General features: G+C 71.8%; 14 protein-coding genes. 4 read left to right on the top strand and 10 right to left on the bottom strand.

The window, feature by feature from the left end:
- Positions 1 to 35: 35 nt before the first annotated feature.
- Positions 36 to 1,691 (bottom strand): FAD-dependent oxidoreductase, encoded by a 1,656-nt coding sequence (locus tag OP86_RS01330; RefSeq protein ID WP_030057300.1) that lies wholly within the window; start codon positions 1,689 to 1,691, stop codon positions 36 to 38.
- Complete coding sequence (locus OP86_RS01325; protein ID WP_030057299.1) at positions 1,688 to 2,257, bottom strand: DUF5987 family protein; 570 nt, start codon at positions 2,255 to 2,257, stop codon at positions 1,688 to 1,690. The genes OP86_RS01330 and OP86_RS01325 overlap by 4 nt, the downstream gene beginning before the upstream one ends.
- A gap of 419 nt (positions 2,258 to 2,676) precedes the next feature.
- Between OP86_RS01325 and OP86_RS01320 the strand changes: the two genes are divergently transcribed.
- Entirely contained in the window at positions 2,677 to 3,453 is a 777-nt protein-coding gene (locus OP86_RS01320) for a helix-turn-helix transcriptional regulator (RefSeq protein ID WP_030057298.1), read from the top strand.
- Between the two features lie 104 nt (positions 3,454 to 3,557).
- Here OP86_RS01320 and OP86_RS01315 read toward each other — a convergent pair whose 3' ends face one another.
- The 3 genes from OP86_RS01315 to OP86_RS01305 all read right to left on the bottom strand — a co-directional run bounded on the left by OP86_RS01315 (position 3,558) and on the right by OP86_RS01305 (position 7,056).
- Positions 3,558 to 4,913 (bottom strand): cytochrome P450, encoded by a 1,356-nt coding sequence (locus OP86_RS01315; RefSeq protein ID WP_209440326.1) that lies wholly within the window; start codon positions 4,911 to 4,913, stop codon positions 3,558 to 3,560.
- A 2-nt stretch (positions 4,914 to 4,915) separates the two neighbouring features.
- Complete coding sequence (locus OP86_RS01310) at positions 4,916 to 5,893, bottom strand: DUF1702 family protein (protein WP_078653538.1); 978 nt, start codon at positions 5,891 to 5,893, stop codon at positions 4,916 to 4,918.
- A gap of 89 nt (positions 5,894 to 5,982) precedes the next feature.
- Complete coding sequence (locus OP86_RS01305) at positions 5,983 to 7,056, bottom strand: DUF1702 family protein (protein ID WP_078653545.1); 1,074 nt, start codon at positions 7,054 to 7,056, stop codon at positions 5,983 to 5,985.
- Positions 7,057 to 7,307: 251 nt separating this feature from the next.
- On the opposite strand from OP86_RS01305, the gene OP86_RS01300 reads away from it, so the two are divergent.
- Positions 7,308 to 8,042: a maleylpyruvate isomerase family mycothiol-dependent enzyme gene (locus OP86_RS01300; RefSeq protein ID WP_030057293.1), complete on the top strand. Its 735-nt coding sequence runs from the start codon at positions 7,308 to 7,310 to the stop codon at positions 8,040 to 8,042.
- Between the two features lie 70 nt (positions 8,043 to 8,112).
- Here the strand turns inward: OP86_RS01300 and OP86_RS01295 are convergent, their stop codons facing one another.
- The 4 genes from OP86_RS01295 to OP86_RS01280 all read right to left on the bottom strand — a co-directional run bounded on the left by OP86_RS01295 (position 8,113) and on the right by OP86_RS01280 (position 14,185).
- The gene (locus tag OP86_RS01295; RefSeq protein ID WP_051829532.1) at positions 8,113 to 9,159 is read right to left on the bottom strand and encodes a hypothetical protein; all 1,047 of its coding nucleotides are present in this window, start codon (positions 9,157 to 9,159) and stop codon (positions 8,113 to 8,115) included.
- Positions 9,156 to 11,090 carry a CRTAC1 family protein gene (locus OP86_RS01290; RefSeq protein ID WP_033330633.1) on the bottom strand — a complete coding sequence of 645 codons (1,935 nt, stop codon included), beginning with the start codon at positions 11,088 to 11,090 and terminating at the stop codon, positions 9,156 to 9,158. Before OP86_RS01290 ends, OP86_RS01295 begins: the two co-directional genes overlap by 4 nt.
- A gap of 379 nt (positions 11,091 to 11,469) precedes the next feature.
- The gene (locus tag OP86_RS01285; RefSeq protein ID WP_030057289.1) at positions 11,470 to 12,846 is read right to left on the bottom strand and encodes an FAD-binding oxidoreductase; all 1,377 of its coding nucleotides are present in this window, start codon (positions 12,844 to 12,846) and stop codon (positions 11,470 to 11,472) included.
- Between the two features lie 97 nt (positions 12,847 to 12,943).
- Complete coding sequence (locus tag OP86_RS01280) at positions 12,944 to 14,185, bottom strand: acyl-CoA dehydrogenase family protein (RefSeq protein WP_030057288.1); 1,242 nt, start codon at positions 14,183 to 14,185, stop codon at positions 12,944 to 12,946.
- Positions 14,186 to 14,363: 178 nt separating this feature from the next.
- Here OP86_RS01280 and OP86_RS01275 point away from each other — a divergent pair, with 178 nt between their 5' ends.
- Positions 14,364 to 15,761, top strand: a complete 1,398-nt coding sequence (locus tag OP86_RS01275) for a condensation domain-containing protein (protein WP_033330571.1) — start codon at positions 14,364 to 14,366, stop codon at positions 15,759 to 15,761.
- An 8-nt stretch (positions 15,762 to 15,769) separates the two neighbouring features.
- Here the strand turns inward: OP86_RS01275 and OP86_RS01270 are convergent, their stop codons facing one another.
- Complete coding sequence (locus OP86_RS01270; protein ID WP_030057286.1) at positions 15,770 to 17,107, bottom strand: extracellular solute-binding protein; 1,338 nt, start codon at positions 17,105 to 17,107, stop codon at positions 15,770 to 15,772.
- 200 nt (positions 17,108 to 17,307) lie between these two features.
- Between OP86_RS01270 and OP86_RS01265 the strand changes: the two genes are divergently transcribed.
- Positions 17,308 to 18,882: a 4-hydroxyphenylacetate 3-hydroxylase family protein gene (locus OP86_RS01265; RefSeq protein WP_030057285.1), complete on the top strand. Its 1,575-nt coding sequence runs from the start codon at positions 17,308 to 17,310 to the stop codon at positions 18,880 to 18,882.
- Positions 18,883 to 18,919: the final 37 nt, after the last annotated feature.

Raw genomic sequence — 18,919 nt, 5'->3', positions numbered from 1 at the left:
GCCTCCTCCTCGTTGGCTCGATCCGGTGCCGATCGCTAGCGCCGCATCAGGCCGGGCAGTTGCGCCTGCACGCCGCGCCGGCCGCTGGTGCCGCCGTCCGGCGAGGGCGCGCCGTACCGGACGTCGACGCCGCGCTCCTGCGCCGCGCGCACGATGCCGGGGATGGCGCGTTCGGCGAGGGCGGAGATGGTCAGCGCGGGGTTGACGGTGAGCGCTCCCGGGACGGCGGAGCCGTCGGTGACGAAGATGCCCGGGTGGTTGCGGAGTTCCTGCCGGTCGTCGAGCGCCGAGGTCTGCGGGTCGTCGCCGATCCGGCAGGAGGCCAGCGGGTGCACGGTGTAGGCGCCCACCAGGTCGTTGGTCCACGGCATGACGCGGGCCAGCCCGTCGCGTTCCAGGATGTCCTTCACCACGGCGTCCGACTCGGCCCAGCCGCGCAGGGTGTTGGCCGTCGGCCGGTAGCTGATCGTGCCGCGTCCGAGCATCTGCTGGGAGATCCGGGCCGCGTTGCCGGTGGGCGGCGGCGGGCCGAAGACGCCCTCGTTGTCGTCCTCGACCATGGTGAAGACGGTCAGCCAGGACTGCCACTGCCGGACGAGTTCCTTCTTCTCCACGCCGAACCAGCTGGGGCCGGTGGCGTCGGGCACCTGCGCCAGGATGGTGCCGAACCCCGGGGGGAAGTAGAGCTGCTCCAGGGAGAACCGCGAGTGTTCCGGCAGGGAGCCGTCGAGGTTGTCCCAACTCGCCACGACCGGGCCCTTGCCGATCTGGTTGGCCCGGAACGCCCGGCCGTCCGCGCGCTTGAGGCCCAGCAGGTCCCGGGCGCGGTCCTCGTTCACGACGGCCGTGTTGAGGCGCTCGCCGTTGCCGGAGAAGTAGCGGCCGACGGCGTGCGGCATCGTGCCCAGGGTCGCCTCGGAGCGCTGGAGGATCACCGGGGTGGCGCCGGCGCCGGCGGCGAGCACGACGATCTTCGCGTCGATGGTGCCGCTGCCGACGTGCACCCGGTAGTCCGTGTCGTCGATGACGTTGTAGTGCACCCGGTAGCCGCCGTCGTCCGTCCGGGCGAGGTGCTGCACCTCGTGCAGCGGCCGGATCTCGGCGCCGTGCGCGAGGGCCGCGGGCAGGTAGTTGAGCAGCAGGGAGCGTTTGGCGTCGAAGCGGCAACCGGACATCATCCAGTTGCAGTTGGTGCACTTCGCCCGGTCGATGGCGGCGGGGACGGGGTTGGCGGTGCGTCCCGCGTGCTCGCAGGCGGCGGCGAACAAGCCGCCCGCGTACGTGACGTCGTTCCAGTCCTGCTGGGTGATGGGCAGCGCCTCGACCACCCGGTCGTACCAGGGGTCGAGGACGTCCCGGTCGATGGCCGCCGGCCACATCCGGCGGCCGATGCTGCCCTGGCGGTCGAAGACGAACCGCGGCGCGCGCGGCATGGCGGCGAAGTACACCACGCTGCCGCCGCCGACGCAGTTCCCGCCGAGCAGGCTCATGCCGTCGCCCACCACGAAGTCGAAGATGCGGGTGTACGAGGAGCCGAGCAGGAAGTCGTGGTCGAAGTCGTCGGCCTCCAGCCACGGGCCGCGCTCCAGCACGGTGACCCGCGCGCCGCCGGCCGCCAGGTGGTAGGCCGCGATCGCGCCGCCGAAGCCGCTGCCCACGATCAGGACGTCGGTGCTCTCGGTGTTCGTCATTCGGGGCTCCCTGAGGAGGTGGTGCCCGGGTGGGGGTCGGCCAGCTGCTTGCCGTACGAGTACTCGGGGAACCGCCAGAGGCCGTCGTCGCCCGGCTGCATGAACCCCATCGTCGTGAGGCCCGGGTGGCCTGCCGCGAGCGCGTCCGCGGTGTGCAGGTGGGCGGCGGTGTCGAAGGCCATGTTGGCGAACAGCGCCAGCAGGACCCACAGTTCGCGCTCCTGGTGGCCGGTCCCGGTCAGGGCCTGCACCAGGCTGGTCCGGTCCGCGAACGGCAGGGCGACGAACGGCGGTACCGAGTCGTCGAGCGGCAGGCCGTGCTCGTCCGCGTACGCGCTGGCGTGCCGGTTCAGCGCCTGCTGGTAGTCGTCCAGGGAGTTCGACAGACCGGTGGCGGGTGTCTCCAGCAGCTCGATGGCGCCTGCCTGCACGGCGCCGCCTCCGGTCGAGGCGCCGGCCACGGCCCGGTCGTCGGGGGAGCGTTTCTCGCCCGGGACGATCGTGTCCGCGAACGCCTCCAGCGTCATGGTCCGGTATTCGTTTCCGTCTGGGGTAGGTGAGCCCATCGGCGTCTCCTAGCTACTCGTCGAAAATCGGGCCGGCGCATCGGCCGCCCACGATTCGCATGCACGACTTTGGCATCGTCTGGGTAATGCGCCCTCCTCTGCATCTCCTGTGTTGCTGAGCGCCTTCGAAGGCCGTTCAAACGTCATTCCCCGGGTATCCCTTCGCCGGGCATGCCAACGGCACGTGCCACCAGACCATTGCGGGTGACATGCTCCTGCTGCTACGGTCGTCACTTGCTATGGCGGCGATACTTTTCAGCTTCGCCTTTCCGAAGGGTGGGTCCCCCCTTCGCTCGCCCTGGCACCTCTGACCACCGGCCTGTCAGTGCGGCCGCGACTTTCGTTTCCGATCGATTCCGATCATCGCAAGGTGGAATTCCTGTTCATCCGCAGGTGCAACAGAGAAGCTGGAGTCAGTGATGACAACTGCCATCGAGCAAGCCGTGACCCGGGCCATCGAGACCATGCACGACAACATCGGCGAACTGTTGACCATCGACGATATGGCACAGGCCGCCATGTACAGCAAATTCCACTTCTCCCGGGAATTCCAGCGAATGACCGGGGTCTCGCCGAGGCGGTTTCTCTCCGCCATCCGCCTGGAAACCGCCAAACGCCTCCTGGTCGAAACGACGTTCACGGTGACCGAGATCAGCCACCGGGTCGGGTACAACAGCGTCGGCACCTTCAGCTCGCGCTTCGCCAGCAGCGTCGGCATCCCTCCCACCGTCTTCCGTCAGCTCGGGGGGTTCACGTCCCGGATCGAGGTCGACCTGGGCGGGCTGGTCCGCAGCACCGAACTCTCCACCTTCCGGGGCGAGATCCGGCCCCCGGCCGGCGGAGCGCTCGGCCGGGTGTTCGTCGGACTGTTCCCGACCCGGGTGCCGGAGGGAAAGCCCGCCGCGTGTACCGTCCTCCCCCGCCCCGGCGTCTTCTTACTCGACCAGGTGCCGGCCGGCACCTGGTTCCTGCTCGCGCACTCCGTCCCGGCCGCCTTCGACGAGGTGCTGACGGGTGATCACGCGGTGTCGGTGGGATCGGTCGGACCGATCGAGGTGCGGCCGACCGTACCGCTGCTGCCGATCGAACTGCGCCTGCGCCCCGCCCGCGTCCTCGACCCGCCCGTCCTGCTGGCCCTGCTGGACGCCCGGACGATCGCGTTGAGCGAGCGGACCCCGGTCACCGACAGCGCGTGATCCGGCGACGGTCGAGCCGGCAGCCGCATCCCGCCCCAGAGCCCCCGCGACGTCCACCGCGGGGGCTCTGCTCTGCGGGACCGGTGCCCCTCGGGACCGGCGCCTCAGCGGGAGTGCACGGTCATCGGCAGGCCGCCGCGGACCCGCAGCGACAGCATCGGCTCGGCCACCACCCGGTACCCGGGCACCTTGGCCAGCCGGAGCTCCCGGGCGACCATGGCGATCGTGAACGTGGCCTCCAGCAGCCCGAGATGGTTGCCGACGCAGAAGCGCGGCCCCGCCCCGAACGGGATGTAGGCGTAGCGCGGCCGGTCCGTGGCCCGGTCCGGGTCGAAGCGCTCCGGGTCGAACTGCTCGGGGGCGTCCCAGAACCGGGGGTGCCGGTGCAGGGTGTACGGGCAGATCAGGACGTCGGCGCCGGCCGGCACGTGGTACCCGCCGACCTCGTCGTCGGCCTGGGCCTGCCGCGGCAGGATCCACACCGGCGGGTAGAGCCGCACGACCTCCTCCACCACCCGCGCCGTGTAGCGCAGCCGGTGCAGGTCCTCGAACTCGGGCGGGCGGTCGCCGAGCACCTCGACGGCCTCGGCGTGCAGCCGCTCCGCCACCTCGGGGTGACGGTCGGCCAGGTAGAAGGTCCAGCCGAGGGTGCTCGCCGTGGTCTCGTGGCCGGCCAGCAGCAGCGTGACCAGTTCGTCGCGCATCCGCTGCCGGCCGACCCGCTGGTCGGGCTCCTGCCGGGTGGCGACGATCAGCCGGGACAGCGCGTCGTCCCCCTCGATCCGCTCGCCGTCACGGGAGATCCGCTCCGCCACCAGCCGGTCGACCACGCCCTGCAGGGACTGCCGGGCCTGGCGGAAGCGGAGCTGCTTGGAGAGCGGCACCCAGCCGGGCACCATGCCCATGGTGACCATGTCGAACATCGCCTGGTCCTGGACGGCCTCGAAGTCGTGCCCGACGGCCTCGAAGGCGCTGAGGTCGACGTCGAGCAGCGTGCGGCCGAGCACGCCGAGCGTGAGCGCCGTCATCTCCCCGACCACGTCGACCGGTCCGCCGCCCTCGTGCGCCCGCAGCCGGCCGACCAGCTTGGCCGCCTCCTCCGCGACGACGCCCGCCTGCTGGGCGATCCGCTTGTGCTGGAAGACCGGCTGGATCTGCCGGCGCTGCTTGCGCCAGAGCTCGCCCTCGCTGGTCAACAGGCCGTTGCCGAGCGCCCGTCGGGCCTGGGCCAGGCCGATGCCCTTGTGGTAGTTGGCGGCGTTGTCCGCCAGCACGTGCTTGGCGTGGTCGGGGTGGTTGAAGAAGTAGAGCGTCTTGGGGCCCATGGAGATCCGGACCGCGTCCCCGTACTCCGCCGCGGCGGAGCGCATCAGTTCGAGCCGGTCCCCCACCAGCCGGCGCAGCAGGACCGGGGCGGCCCGGCGCGGCGGGCCCGGCGGCACCCGGCGGGTCGCGGCCACGGCTAGCACCCCCCGACGTGCGTGAAGCGCTCGGCGATGGCCTGGCGCCACACCTCGTACCCGGGCAGTGCGCCGGCCGGGACCGGCCGGGCCGGGCGCAGCTCCTGGGTGACGGCGGCCGCCTCGACGGGCGTCATGCCGCAGAACACCCGGGTGGCCAACTCCGTGTGCGGGATCAGCAGTCCGGCGCGGACCCTGGCCTCGGCCGCGAACGCGCTGCCCTGCGCGACCATCGACCGGTGGGATCCGGCCCGGTCCCGGAACGCGCACAGCTCCGACTCGTCCACGCCCCCGGCGTAGGTGGCCGCCAGCCCGGCGCCGCCGTAGAGGTCGGACCGCCGGGACTCCGGGAACTTCTCGATCATGGTCGCGACCAGGTCGACGTCGGTGCCGCCGATGAACCACAGCGCCCGGCCGATGCCCTGGTCGATCGCGCGGCCGGCGTACGACGGGGTGTCGTGGGCCGGCCAGGGGAAGGCCTGGTCCCGGTACTGCTCGTGGACGTACTTGGCGGTGCGGAAGTACGCCTGGTGGAAGCCGTACCCGTCGAGCACCAGCCAGCGCAGCAGCGGGTCCATCGCGTCGATGTCGGGCCAGCAGAACCTCGGCAGCCGGGCCATCGCCCAGCCGACGCCGACGTAGACCATGTAGTTGTGGTCGGCGCCCCCGCCGCTGAGGAAGCGGGCCACCGAGCCGCGGCGGGCCAGCCTCAGCCCGTCGAGCATGGCGAAGCCCATTCCGGCGCCCTCGTAGGCGAAGCCGCGGAACTGGACCGGGATCCGGTCCAGCGGGATCTCCGCCTCCGCCGGGTACCGGGCCTCCACGGCGTGGGCGTAGCCCTCCAGGAACCGTGCGCCGACCGTCTCCAGGAGGTGCTGGGCGTCGGGGTTCTTCCGGTGGAAACCGCGCGTTTCCAGGAGCGTTTCGGACGTGCTCGGGGTGAGCACACGACGTCGGAGCGACCGCCATGCGTTGGCCACGCCATTCTCCTCTCGGGTTTCCGCGGGACGGCCGATCCGTCTCGCGGACGACTCCGGACCAATCCGGCCCGGAACTCCTCCGGCCGCGGTCACTTCTGCGGCCGCGGCCGCTTCGCCGGGGCCTCCGGACGCGGGGCGGCCGCTTGGGCCGCCGGGCGCGGGGCGGGCCGGAGCAGGTCGCCGGTGTCGCGGAAGTGCGCCCGCACGTTCGCCCGCCACAGTTCGTACGGCGGCAGCCCGCCGGCAACGGCAGCGGCCGGGGCACCGTCCGGGACGCAGTCGTCGGCCAGCTTCGCGGCCGCCTCGACCGACAGACCGGTCAGGGCCGTCGAGGCCGCCTCGGTGTGCCCGGGCACGTGGCCCGCGTACGCGCGCGCCTTGGAGGCGAACACCGACCCCTGGGCGAGCTCCGCCCGGTAGGGCCCGGCCTCGTCGCACAGCACGGCCAGGCCCTCGGCCGGGCTGCCTCCCGCGAAGGTCGAGGCCAAGCCCACGCCGCCCCACAGGTCGGCCTGCCGGTCCGGGCCGAACCTGCGCACCGCGGCGGCGACCTGCCGCGGCGAGCCGCCGTGGATGAACCACAGCGCCCGGCCGATGCCCTGGTCGACCGCCCGCTGGAAGTACTCGGGGGCGCCCTGCCACGGGTACGGTTTCGGCCTGCGCTGCTCGTCCACCCAGCGCCGGGTGTGGAAGTAGGCGAGGTCGAAGCCGTAGCCGTCGACGGCCAGCCAGCTCATCGTCGGGTGGTACGGCGTCCCGGTCAGGTCCGGCAGCACCTTGCTCCACAGCGGCCGCGGCAGCCGCGCCATGGCGAAGCCGATGCCGATGTACGCCAGGAAGATGTGCGGCTGCCCGGAGCCGGTCAGCAGGTCCCGGGTGCGCCGGCCCCGGCCCATCGCGTCCAGGACGGTGAAGGCCATCGTGGCGCCCTCGTAGGCGAATCCGCGCTGTTCGGGGTCGACCAGGGCCAGCCGGCGCTCGACCTCCCACTGGCTGCGGGAGTCGATCCCCCACTCGAAGCCGCAGACCACCGCCCGGGGCACCGCCTCCAGCCGCTCGGTGGTCTCCGTCGGATCCGCCGGGAAGCCCCGCCCGGCGAAGGTCACCGATGCCAGTGAGGGTGTCAGCACCAGTCTGCGCAGCGATCCGAAGGTCGTCGGCACGATCACTCCCTGCCTCAAGTCCCGGATGTAGGTCCCTCCATGGTCCTGAGGCACCGTCACGACCTGCATCTCCGCGGTTGCCGTCCTGGGGGCCGGGGCCCGGCGGGCATCTTCGGACGTGCTGCGCCCGGAGTCCTGCGGACCGCCGCCCGCGGCCCCGGCCACAATGGGACCGGCCCGTACGGCCCGGGGCTCCGGCGCCGCCGTCGGTCCGTCTCCCGGCAAGGTCGCCCAACCGAAGGAGAACTCGCATGAGTACGCATCGGCCGAACGTCGAGGCAGCGCCCGGGCCGCTCTGGGAGCGGGCGCCCGACCATCTCGCCTACCGCGGCTCCCGGGAGAACATCACCGGGTTGCTGGGCGATCGGCCCGGCTCGGCCGCCGTTCCCGTCCCGGCCTGTCCGGGGTGGACGGTCCGGGACGTGGTCGGCCACCTGCTGGAGGTCTGCCGGACGGTGGCCGCCGACGCGCCCGGCAACCTGTGGGAGGTCCCGCACGCCGACCCCGACGCCGACCCCGACGGCGGCCTCGGCGAGCTGCTCGCCGAGTGGTCGCGGCTGGACGGCCCGGTGGAGCACGTGGTCACCACGGCACCGCAGTTGAGGCACACGATGCTGATGATGGACGCGTTCACCCACGAGCTCGACCTGCGCGGCGCGCTCGGGGTGCCGGTGGTCACGGACCACCCGTCCTACCCCTCCTCGCTGGACCTGGTCGTCCGGGGCTTCGCGAACGCGGTGCGCACGCACGGGCTTCCGGCGGTGCGCATCGAGGCGCCGGGCGCCGCCTGGACGGCCGGCGACGGCGAGCCGGCCGCCGTGCTGCGCGGGCACCGCCACGACCTGCTCCGTACGCTCACCGGCCGGCGCTCGCTCGCCCAGATCGCCTCCCTGGCGTGGAGCGCCGCGCCGGAGCCCTGGCTGCCCGCCTTCACCTGGGGCCCGTTCCACCCGCCGACGGTGCCCGTCGAGGCCGTTCTCGCCTGAGCGTAGGCGTCATCGGAAACGGCTCCGTGGCGCTGCCCGAACGGGGCAGCGCCACGGAGCCGTTGCGGTGTCAGGCGCCGGGCGTCGGGGCCCCGGCCGGCCGCGGAGTGCCCAGCGGTACGGCGCCGGCTCCACCGGCCTGCTGCTGCACGGCCGTCCCACCCGGGGTGTACGCGCCGCCCGCCTCCCGGGACCGCTTGATCCAGTGCGCGACCCACCAGCCGAGCCCGCGCAGGCCGCAGACGATCGTGGTGGCGAAGAACAGCGTGTAGACCACGTTGAACACCATCAGGACCGCGTAGACCGTGGCGACCGCGGAGCCGAACATGAACTGGGGCCAGGCCTTCATCGGTGTGGTTCCCGGGTCGCTGATCATGTAGTTGGTGAACAGCACGAAGGCGACACCGGTCATCGCGCCGAGGGCGGAGAACAGCGCGACGTCCCAGATCCAGTGCCGGACGAAGGCCTGGATGGCGAACGCGCCGAGCCAGCCGACGATCAGCGGGGTCCGCTTGGTGAGCAGGGCGTTGATCACCGTCCCCGCGGTGGCGATGATCAGCGGGATCATGATCCGGAAGAACGTGTTCGCGTTCTCCGTGAACTGGTACGGCGGCGCGATGCTGAACCAGGAGCCGAAGCACACCAGCGACATCGTGATCCCGAAGTTCGACGGGTTCATGAAGTGCCGCATCCGGCCCGCGACCGGCGCCTGCAGGGCGTGCTTGCCGCCGACGCCGATGACCACGCCGAAGATCACCGGCAGCAGCTGGTTGTTCCCGTAGGTCAGCATGTTGACCGCGAGCGCCGTGATGTGCGCCGGCAGCAGGAACTCGTAGACCCCGCGCGCCCCGTTCCCGAGGAAGCGCGGCCCGCGCCGCTGCGCCCAGGCGCTGATCAGCTCGAAGCAGATCTCGCAGGCGTAGGCGGTGAACACCGCGATGAACGCCCACAGCCAGGGCTGCTCGAAGCCGAGCAGGGTGTACCCGAAGGTGTTGAACACGCTGATGGAGATCGCGAAGTTCCGCAGGGCGAGGTAGCGCGGGTCCTTCGGCTTCGCGGGGGCGGGCGGCGGGGGCGCCGCGGGGGCGCCGGGCCGGGATTGCGCGGTCACGCTCATCGGTTGGGGACCTCCTGGACGTCGCTGGTCAGCATGAGGGAGTGCGTACCGGGCGTGAACTCCTTGGTCGTCTCGTGCGGCTGGCCCTTCGCGTCGCGCCAGGTCAGGTGGACGCTGACCGGACCGTGGTGGGAGCCGAGACCGAAGCGCACGTCGAAGCTGCGGTAGCCGCCGTGGCCGCCGCCGCCGTCGAGCTGGGAGACCTGGGTGCCCTCGGGGGTGGTGACGCTCACCTTGGCGTCGTACGCCGGCGCCCCGGTGTTCACCAGGCCCTGGCCCGACCCGTCCTCGCCGGTCGGCCGGTAGAGCCGCAGGTTGAGGTAGTCGCCGAGGTTCGTCGAGGTGTTGCAGTAGAAGGCGGGCGGCCCCCACTGGCGGGCCACGGCGAAGTCCAGCGCGCCGGTCCCCGTGGTGTCGCCGGTGGCGATGCCGCGGGTCGGCGTGGGCACCGCGATGCCCAGCTGCGAGCTGATGTTGGCGTACTTCCCGCCGGAGGTCTTGGCGTAGAAGGCGATCGCCTCGTCGCCGGCGATGTCGTCACCGGGCTGGACGTTGGGCCACATCGCGGGGTTGGACAGCAGGTCGTCGTTGGTCATGGCCATCTCCTGCAGCCACGGCCAGCGGTCGATCTTGCCCTTCACGAAGCCGGTGGCCTGCAGGACGTTCAGGTCGCCGTTGTTGAGGAAGTCGCCCATCTTGGCGTCCCAGCCCCAGCCGGTCCAGGCCATGCCGTACTCCTCGGCCTCCTGGGTGAACGGCGCGACGCCCTGCTCCATCTTGCTCCGCATGTCGGCCTCGTCCTTGGCCCGGTTGATCCAGACGAAGTTGCTCTCCTCCAGGCCCCACGCGACGGTGATGTTGCTGACCACCATGTCGAACCTGCCGTCGTGGCCGAGGTCGCCGAAGTCGACGCCCATGCCCTTGAACGAGCCGTTGCCGAGCACGAAGGACTTGGGGGTGGTCGGCGTGCGCTCGCCCTTGGCCTCGGTGAACCTGATCTGCCCGGGCGTCGACCGGTTGTACAGCAGGTGCCCGTGGCCGAAGTCGTTGGCGACGTACAGGTCGGGCAGTCCGTCACCGGTGAGGTCGGCGCCCGAGATCGCCAGCGTCCAGCCGGTCGACGCGTCCCACGGGATGGCGCCCTTCTCCTCCACGTAGGAGGCCGTGGGCGCCGGGCCCGAGGTGGCCTGCTGCCAGCGCAGCACGTGGTCGCCGCCGGCGTTCTTGGCGCTGGACAGCGAGTTGTTCATCGAGACGTTGTTGAGGCCGTGCGGGTCCAGCACGTCGGAGTCGGGGAAGTAGTTCCCGATCACGATCGACGGGTGTCCGCTGCCGTCGAGGTCCCCGACGTAGGCCGCGTCGGTGTTCCACCGCGGCCCGTGGTACTTCCCGTCCAGGGACTCCGAGGGCACCAGCTCCCGCGCCGCGTAGGCGCTCGGGGACGGCTCGGCGGCGTCCGACCTGGCCATGAACAGGATCGGCGTGCGGCCCCAGTACGTCACCAGGAGGTCCATCCGGCCGTCGCCGTTGAAGTCGCCGGGCGTGCAGCCGGTGGGCGCCATGGTGGTGTCCATCGGCAGCGGCGAGCCGTCCAGGACGAACGGCGTGAAGCGGTCGGCCGGCCTGGCGGTCGGGGTGTACGTCACGATGACGCTGTCGGTCCTGGTGTCGACGATGCACATGCTGTCGGCCACGCCGTGCCCGGTGAGGTCGTTGATCGCGATGCTGGCCCCGACCGAGGAGATCCACGAACGGATCTTCTGGTAGGCCGGGTTGACGTCCCGGACCGTCCTCATCGGCTTCTGGTCGTAGCCGGGCGGCATCGCGATGGGCATCTCCTTGAAGCCGTACTGCTTCGCGGTCTCCTCCGCCCCGGCCACCGCGACCGAGCTCCGGGCGGCGAAGAACAGCGAGGCGGCGACCAGCACCACCACCAGGCCTGGTATCAGTCTGCGGAATCGTTCACGGAATGCCACCGCGTTCCCCTCTCGACAGATCGCATACGACCCTGTAATCGCATTCGAGTTCCATGACGCGGCCGGCTCCGCCGGACAGGAAAGTCCCGGGCCCTGGAATCCGCGCTCCCGAATTGCGACGGTGAATCCCACTTCACGCGCAGGTCTACTCCACGAGCATGTACGCCGGGCCCCCGAAAAGGCTTCTCTCACATTGCTCACCGACCCACCGCGGATTTTGCCAAGTGTTTTCCCGTCCGAATGCCGGGCCCCCGATATGACGAAACGCCCTCCGCAGGAGCTGCGGAGGGCGTTTCCACGGGCGCTTTCGGTACCGGTGCCGACCGGCCCGTGGTCAGTGCAGGGCGGAGGCCCCCGGCGGGACGTCGTGGCGCAGCCGCCCGGAGGGGTCCACCCGGCGGCGGACGGCGTCCACCCGCTCGACGGCGGCGGCCGACAGGTGCCGCTGCGGCTGGTCCAGGCGCTCGACCAGGGTCGGCGCCGTCCGTCCGGTGTCCCAGGGCGCCAGGGCGGCGCGGGCCTCGGCGCAGTGCGCCCGGATCGCCGCCGTCGTGCCCGGGTCGACCGCCAGACCGCCCGCCGTGAAGGCGAATGCGGCGTCCAGGTGGCTCAGCGCCCCGCCGGCCGGATCGGGCACCGCGAGCGCGCCGCCGAGCTGCCGCAGTTCGGCGTTGACCAGCGGCGATCCCGAGCCCTCGCCGAGCACCCGGAGGAAGGCCCCGGCGCCGTCCTCGCCGAGGTCGGAGAGCAGCAGGTGGTCCCCCAGGACGGGCACCGGATCGGTCGGGTCCATGTGCGTGCGGACCACGGCGGGCGGGGTGGTGGTGCACCAGGTGTCCAGCACCGGCTCGGCGATCGCGCGCAGCGGGCCGAGCAGGTCGGCGGCCCGGCGTTCGGCGGTCGCCCGGTCGCCGTCGGTCGGGCTGAGCACCACGCCGGCCAGGCACACCACCGGGCCGGCGGTCAGCGCCGGCGGGATCTCGGGCACGTTCGGCAGGTTCATCACCCGGAACGCCGTGGTGACGGCCTCGGGTGCGCTGCGGCTCCAGCGCAGCCAGCGGTTCAGCAGCTCGGGGCCGTGCGAGGCGGGCCAGAAGGCCGCTCCGGTGACCACCCGGGCGGCCGGGAACAGCCCGAGCTCGATCGCGGTGACGACGCCGAGGCCGCCCCCGCCCCCGCGCAGCGCCCAGAACAGCTCGGGGTCGGCGCCCGCCGAGACGCGGTGGAACTCGCCGTCCGGGGTGACGAGTTCGACGGCCCGGACGCTGTTCACGGCGAGCCCGGCCCGCCGGCCGTAGAAGCTGATCCCGCCGCGCAGCAGGTAGCCGACCACACCGACCGTCGGCGAGGAGCCGTGCGGCGCGGCCAGTCCGTACTTCGCCGCCGCCTCGACCACCTCGCCCCAGCGGGTTCCGGCCGGGATGCGGGCGGTGCGGGCCACCGGGTCGACCTCGACCGGGCCCGCCGGTTCGGTGCGGATCAGCAGGGTGTCGTCCATCGGGCGCGCCGAGGAGGAGGCGTGCCCGGTGGTGTGCACCCGGACCCACTGCCCGGCGCGTTCCGCGTGGCGCAGTGCCGCCCGGACCTGCTCGACGGTACGGACCGTCACCGCCGCCGCGGGCCGGACCGGCGCCGCCAGGTTGAACACGGCGCTCGCGGCGGCGAAGGCGGGCTCCCCGGGCAGCGCGACGGCCTGCTCGGTCTCGGTCATGGCTCGAACTCCCGCTCTGGAATGGGTACGTGGGCTGGTCGGACTGCTCTGGCTGGTCGGACTGCTCTCGCTGCTCGGACTACTCGGGCCGCTCGGACTACTTGACGCCGAAGCGGGCGCGGGCCAGCTCCCGGGTGGTCACCGCGGACAGGAAGACGCCGATCCCGGAGTGGCTGTGCAGCGTGGACAGGTCGCGCCAGACCCGCTCGATCCGCTCGCCGTGCCGCACCGAGCTCGAACCCGCCGTCGGGAACAGCTGCCCCTCCACGGCGTGCCAGCAGAGCCGGATCACCTCGCGGCAGATGGTGGCGATGCGCAGGTCCTCCTCCCGGGTGAAGGCGCCCGGCCCCTGCGCGCAGAGGTCCTGCCACTGCCTGACCGCCTGCAGCACGGCCGCCTCGGCGGTGGCGATCATGCCCGCCGCCTCGCCGTACCAGAACTGGTAGTCCGGGTCCTCGGCCCGGGCGACCACGGGCGGGAACAGCGTGGTGCGGCCGACCATCAGCTCCCCGTAGGCGTCCAGCGCGCCCTGGGCCATGCCCACGGCGAGCGAGGCCACCTCCAGCACCATGAAGCTGAGCGAGCCGCCGCCGTACTCCGGGTTGCCGTGCAGCCGGTAGCCGGGCGTGCCCTCGTCGACGACGACCTCGCTCATGTGCGTCCTGGGGAGCGTGAGGTGGTCCGGGACGTGCCCGTCCTCGATCACGATGCTGTGCGAACCGCTGCCCTTGAGGCCCAGTTGGCCTCCCCAGTCGTCGAGCCGGCGGAACTCGCTGCGCGGGGCGACGAACAGCATCGGCGCGGGCGGCTCGCCGTCCTCGCCGGGCATCGGGATGTGGCCCATGAAGTGCGTGGCGTACGGCGAGCCCGAGCAGTAGTTCCAGGTGCCGTCGACCTTCCAGCCGCCGCCCTCGGCCCGCTCGGCGGAGCCGCTCGGCACGATGGTGGCCGGGCAGATGAAGTCTCCTCCGGCGAACAGCTCGGCCTGCGCCCGCTCGCCGAACAGCGAGGCCGCCGGGAGGGCGTGGGTCGCGCCGAGGCAGTACATCCAGCCCGTCGACGGGCAGCCGCGGGCGAGGGTCATCGCCACTCGCAGGAAGGTGTCGACGCCGAGTTCGTACCCGCCGTACCGCTTGGGGACGAGGATCCGGTAGAAGCCCGCCGCGGCGAACTCCTCGTGGGTGTCCTGGGCGTAGTAGGTGCGCTGTTCGGTCTCGGCCTGCCGGGGCACCAGGAGCGGGGCGATGGCCTCGGCCCTGGCGATGAGCTCGCCCGGCGTCGGAACGGACTCGGGGGGCAGCGGCGAACCGGGCCCTGCGGCATTCGTGGCGAGCGTCATGGCGGCGCAGCTCCTCTGCGGTTCGACCGGGTGTCAGCTGGACTTTCCCGGCCAGCGTCGCGCGCGGGACGGCCGGGCCGCACCTCCCCGATTGCCAGCACGATCGAAGAACCACCGCGGGAGGGCAGTTGCTACGGTTCCGGGGCGAATCGACCGGTCCCAGCGAAAGGAATTCCCCATGAGTCCCGATGCGAAGCCGTGGTCGGAAGGCCAGGAGACCACACGGCCGCTCTCCTTCAACCAGGAGTTCCTCTGCGGTTTCGACCGCGGTGACGAGGAGGGGCCGTTCGGCCCGCGGTTCCACATCGTGCACGGCTGGCGGCTGCGTGGGAAGGTCGACGTCGGGACGCTGCAACTGGCCCTGGACGACGTGGTGGTCCGGCACGAGGCCCTGCGGACCGCCATCGTCCGCGGCGCGGACGAGCGCCACCAGGAGATCCATCCGCCCACGCCGGTACGGCTGGAGCTGCGGGAGCTGCCCGGAGCGGATCCGGCGGCGCGCGACCGGGCGGTGGAGGAGCTGATCACCGAGGTCGAGTCGGGCACCATCAGCGCCCGCGAACTCCCGCTGCTGCAGGGCACCTTGCTCCGCTTCGACGAGGACGACGCGGTCCTCGCCCTGGTCGTGCACCACACCGCGGCCGACGGCTGGTCGGTGCGGCTGATCATCCGCGATCTCGCCGTCCGCTACGCCGAGCGCCGCGGGCACCGGCAGCCGGAGCTGCCGACCGCTCTGCCGTACCGCGAATTCGCTGACTGGCAGCGGGAGTTCGCGGCCGATCCGGCGCTGGAGGGGGCGCGGGCGTTCTGGCGCAAGCAGCTGGCCGGCGCCGAGATCCTTTCGGTGCCCACCGACCGGCCGAAGTCGACCGGGCTGCCGGAGTCCACCGCCGTGCACCGCTTCACCGTCGACGCCGAACTGACCGCGCGGGCCGTGGAGATCGCCCAGGCCCTGCGCAGCACGCCCTTCATGGTGCTGCTCGGCGCGTTCGCGGTGATGGTCGCCCGCTCCACCGGGAACCCCGACGTGGTGGTGCCGACCTTCTCGCCGGGGCGCGGCGAGGAGCGGTTCCACCACACCGTCGGGCCGTTCTTCAACTTCCTCCCGCTGCGCACCGATCTCGCCGGGGCCCGCGACTTCGCCGAGGTGGTGACCAGGATCCGCACCACCAGCCTGGAGGCCTACGCCCACGACATCCCGTTCGGGCAGATCCTCGCCCAGGCACCGGAGTTGATGCTGCCGACGCTGGAGGACGGCCGGGCCGCCTGCGTCTTCCAGGTCTTCCCGTTCCCGTTCCTGCTCGACGGGGAGCTGATCGGGGACCTGGAGTACACCGAGGTGCGGCGTCGGCTCACCTCGCAGCCGGTGGGCTCGGACGTGCCCAACGGCGCGCTGTGGACGCTCAACCTCGACCCGGCCGGCGATGTCGTCGCCGGCATCCAGTACAACAGCAACCTCTACGACGAACGCTCGGTGGCGGAGCAGGTGGACCGCTTCCGCGAGGTGCTGCGGGAGCTGGTCGGCGCGCCGGACGCACCGCTGGAGCTCCGCCCCGAGCGTTCCCGGACCTTCTAGGACCTGCCCTAGCCGACCCGGACGGGGCCCCGGGGGCGCAGCCCCCGGCAGGCCTCGTTGTACTGGTCGAGCAGGTGCTGGGCCTGCGCGTTCGCCCGGGCGAAGCGGACGCGCGGGTCCACGTCCGTGACCAGGACGTCGTGCATGGCGGTGGTCAGCACGTCCTGGATCGCGGCGAACTCCCCGAGCAGCGCCCCCTGGGCGGCCGGGGTGCCGGCGGTTGCGCCGAGCTGGTCCAGCGCCGTACGGAAATGCGGCTTGTCGCGGAACCAGCCCTCCTGCTCCAGCAGTTCGATCGCCCCGCCGGTGACCGGGATGAATCCGGTCTCCCGGTGGCGGTCGGCCGCGATCCTCGGGGAGTTCAGGTACTGCATGAAGGCCAGGGCGCCGTCCTGGGTCTGCTCGTCCAGTCCGGCGGCCAGCCAGAGCGCGTCCCCACCGATCACGTTGCCCGCGTAGGGCACCCGGTCGTTGTACGGCATCCGGCAGGTCTGCACCGTGAAGCCGCCGTCCCGGCCGGCCTGGGCCATCCGGGCGGCCTCGACCGAGGTGGTGAGGACGAAGGCGACCTGCTGGTCGGCGAAGGCCCGGAAGTTGCCGTCCCAGTCGACCTCGGTGTTCACCCGGCTGGGGTGGTAGCGGTACAGGCCGGCCCGGTGCAGCCCGCGCCACCACTCGACGTAGGCGAGCATCGCCTCCGAGTCGAGGTACACCTTCTCGGCGCGGCCGGAGCGGCCGTTGTCGTGGTCGGCCAGCAGGGCGCCCTGCTGGGCCACCGACTGCTGGAACCACCAGCCGTGGTTGGGCCAGGTGATCGCGTGCTCCGGGCCGCCCGGGAGCGCGGCGACGGCCCGGCAGGCGGCCTCGATCCCGGCCCAGGTCTGCGGGACGTCGGTGATCCCGGCCCGCTCCAGCAGGGTGGTGTTGGCGTAGAGCAGGGTGGTGGAGGTGAGCGGCGGCATCGCCGCCACCGCACCGTCGTGGCGGTAGTACTGCCGGGCGGTGGCCGTGACGTCGCCGAGCACGACCGGCTCGCCGAGGATCTCGGTGCGCCCCGCGATCGCCCGCTCGACCGAGGTGAACAGCGGTGAGCCGTCGGGCCGTCGGGCGTCGAGGGCGTCCTGGGTCGAGGTGTAGAAGTACTGCGCGATGGTCGGCGCGCCGTCCTTCAGGGCGGCGTCGGCCACCGCCTGCGGGACCGACAGCCAGTCCGCGCCGGTGACGTGGATCCGGTACTCGGGATGGGCGGCCGTGAACGTCTCCGCCAACTCCCTTGTCCGGTCGAGGAAATACGGCATGAACGGGTAGAGCGGCACCACGATGTCGATGTCGATTCGCTTGCTCATTCCGGAGTCCTTCCTGCGGCTTTCCTGCGGCCTGGCAATCCAGATGCTCATGCTCCGTGGGCCGCTGGGCAGCGGCACCTCCGTTCTTGCTGAGTCCGAAGACAGCCCTGACCAAGCGCGCACGTCGGGAGAAGCGGCCACCGCGCCCGGACTGTCAGGCTCGGTTCGTCCGGTGAACCGCCAGCAAGGAGAGGCGTCTGATGGCCGAAGCCCCCGAAACCGCCGCCGGGAATCCACCCGGGACCCGCCCGCTGAACGGTTCGGAATACATCGAGAGTCTTCGCGACGACCGGGAGATCTACCTCTACGGCGACAGGGTCAAGGACGTCACCGCGCACCCCGCGTTCCACAATCCGGTCCGGATGACGGCCCGGCTCTACGACGCCCTGCACGATCCGCAGTACCAAGGCGTGCTGACCACCCCGACCGACAGCGGTCGCGAGGGTTACACGCACCGCTTCTTCACCACCCCGCGCAGCGCGGACGACCTGGTCGGCGACCAGCAGGCCATCGCCGCCTGGGCGCGCATGAGTTACGGCTGGATGGGCCGCAGCCCCGACTACAAGGCGTCCTTCCTCGGCACCCTCGGCGCCAACGCGGACTTCTACGAGCCGTTCGCGGACAACGCCCGGCGCTGGTACGCCGAGTCGCAGGAGAAGGTGCTGTACTGGAACCACGCGATCGTCCACCCGCCGGTCGACCGCGGCCTGCCGCCGGACCAGGTGGCCGACGTCTTCATCCACGCCGAGCGGGAGACCGATGCCGGCCTGGTGGTCTCCGGTGCGAAGGTGGTCGCGACCGGCTCCGCGTTGACGCACTACAACTTCATCGCGCACCACGGCCTGCCGATCAAGGACCGCACCTTCGCCCTGGTGGCCACCGTGCCGATGAACGCGCCCGGGATGAAGCTGATCTGCCGCCCGTCCTACACCGCGACGGCGGCGGTGATGGGCAGCCCCTTCGACTACCCGCTGTCGTCCCGGCTGGACGAGAACGACACCATCCTGGTGCTCGACAAGGTGCTCATCCCGTGGGAGAACGTCTTCATCTACGGGCAGCCGGAGAAGATCCGGATGTTCACCGGCCAGTCCGGGTTCATCGAACGGTTCACCTTCCACGGCTGCACGCGGCTCGCGGTGAAGCTGGAGTTCATCGCCGGGCTGCTGGCCAAGGCCCTGGACATCACCGGCACAAGCGACTTCCGCGGGGTGCAGAGCCGGCTCGGCGAGGTGCTCGCCTGGCGCAACCTGTTCTGGGGCCTGTCGGACGCGGCGGCGCGCAACCCGGTCGCCTGGCGCAACGGCGCGGTGCTGCCCAACTCCCAGTACGGGCTGGCCTACCGGTGGTTCATGCAGACGGGCTACCCGCGGATCCGGGAGATCGTGCTGCAGGACGTGGCCAGCGGGCTGATCTACACGAACTCCAGCGCCAAGGACTTCGACAATCCGGAGATCCGGCCCTACCTGGACCGGTTCCTGCGCGGCTCCGGCGGCGTCGACGCGGTCGAGCGGGTCAAGGTGATGAAGCTGCTCTGGGACGCCGTCGGCAGCGAGTTCGGCGGGCGCCACGAGCTGTACGAGCGCAACTACGCCGGAAACCACGAGAACACCCGGATCGAACTGCTCTTCGCCCAGCTCGCCAACGGCCAGCTGGACTCCTACAAGGGCCTGGTCGACGAGTGCCTGGCGGAGTACGACCTGAACGGGTGGACCGTACCCGACCTCAACTCCTTCGCCGACCTCCGGGATTCCGTCCAAGGACTGCTCGACAGCTGAGCCCCGGCGCCGACAGCCGGCCGACAACCAATCGACG

The organism is Streptomyces novaecaesareae (genome assembly GCF_000716875.1).
In the GTDB taxonomy this organism is placed as follows: domain Bacteria; phylum Actinomycetota; class Actinomycetes; order Streptomycetales; family Streptomycetaceae; genus Kitasatospora; species Kitasatospora novaecaesareae.
Note: the sequence above shows the minus strand (reverse complement) of the source record. Positions and strands in the feature narration are given on the sequence as shown.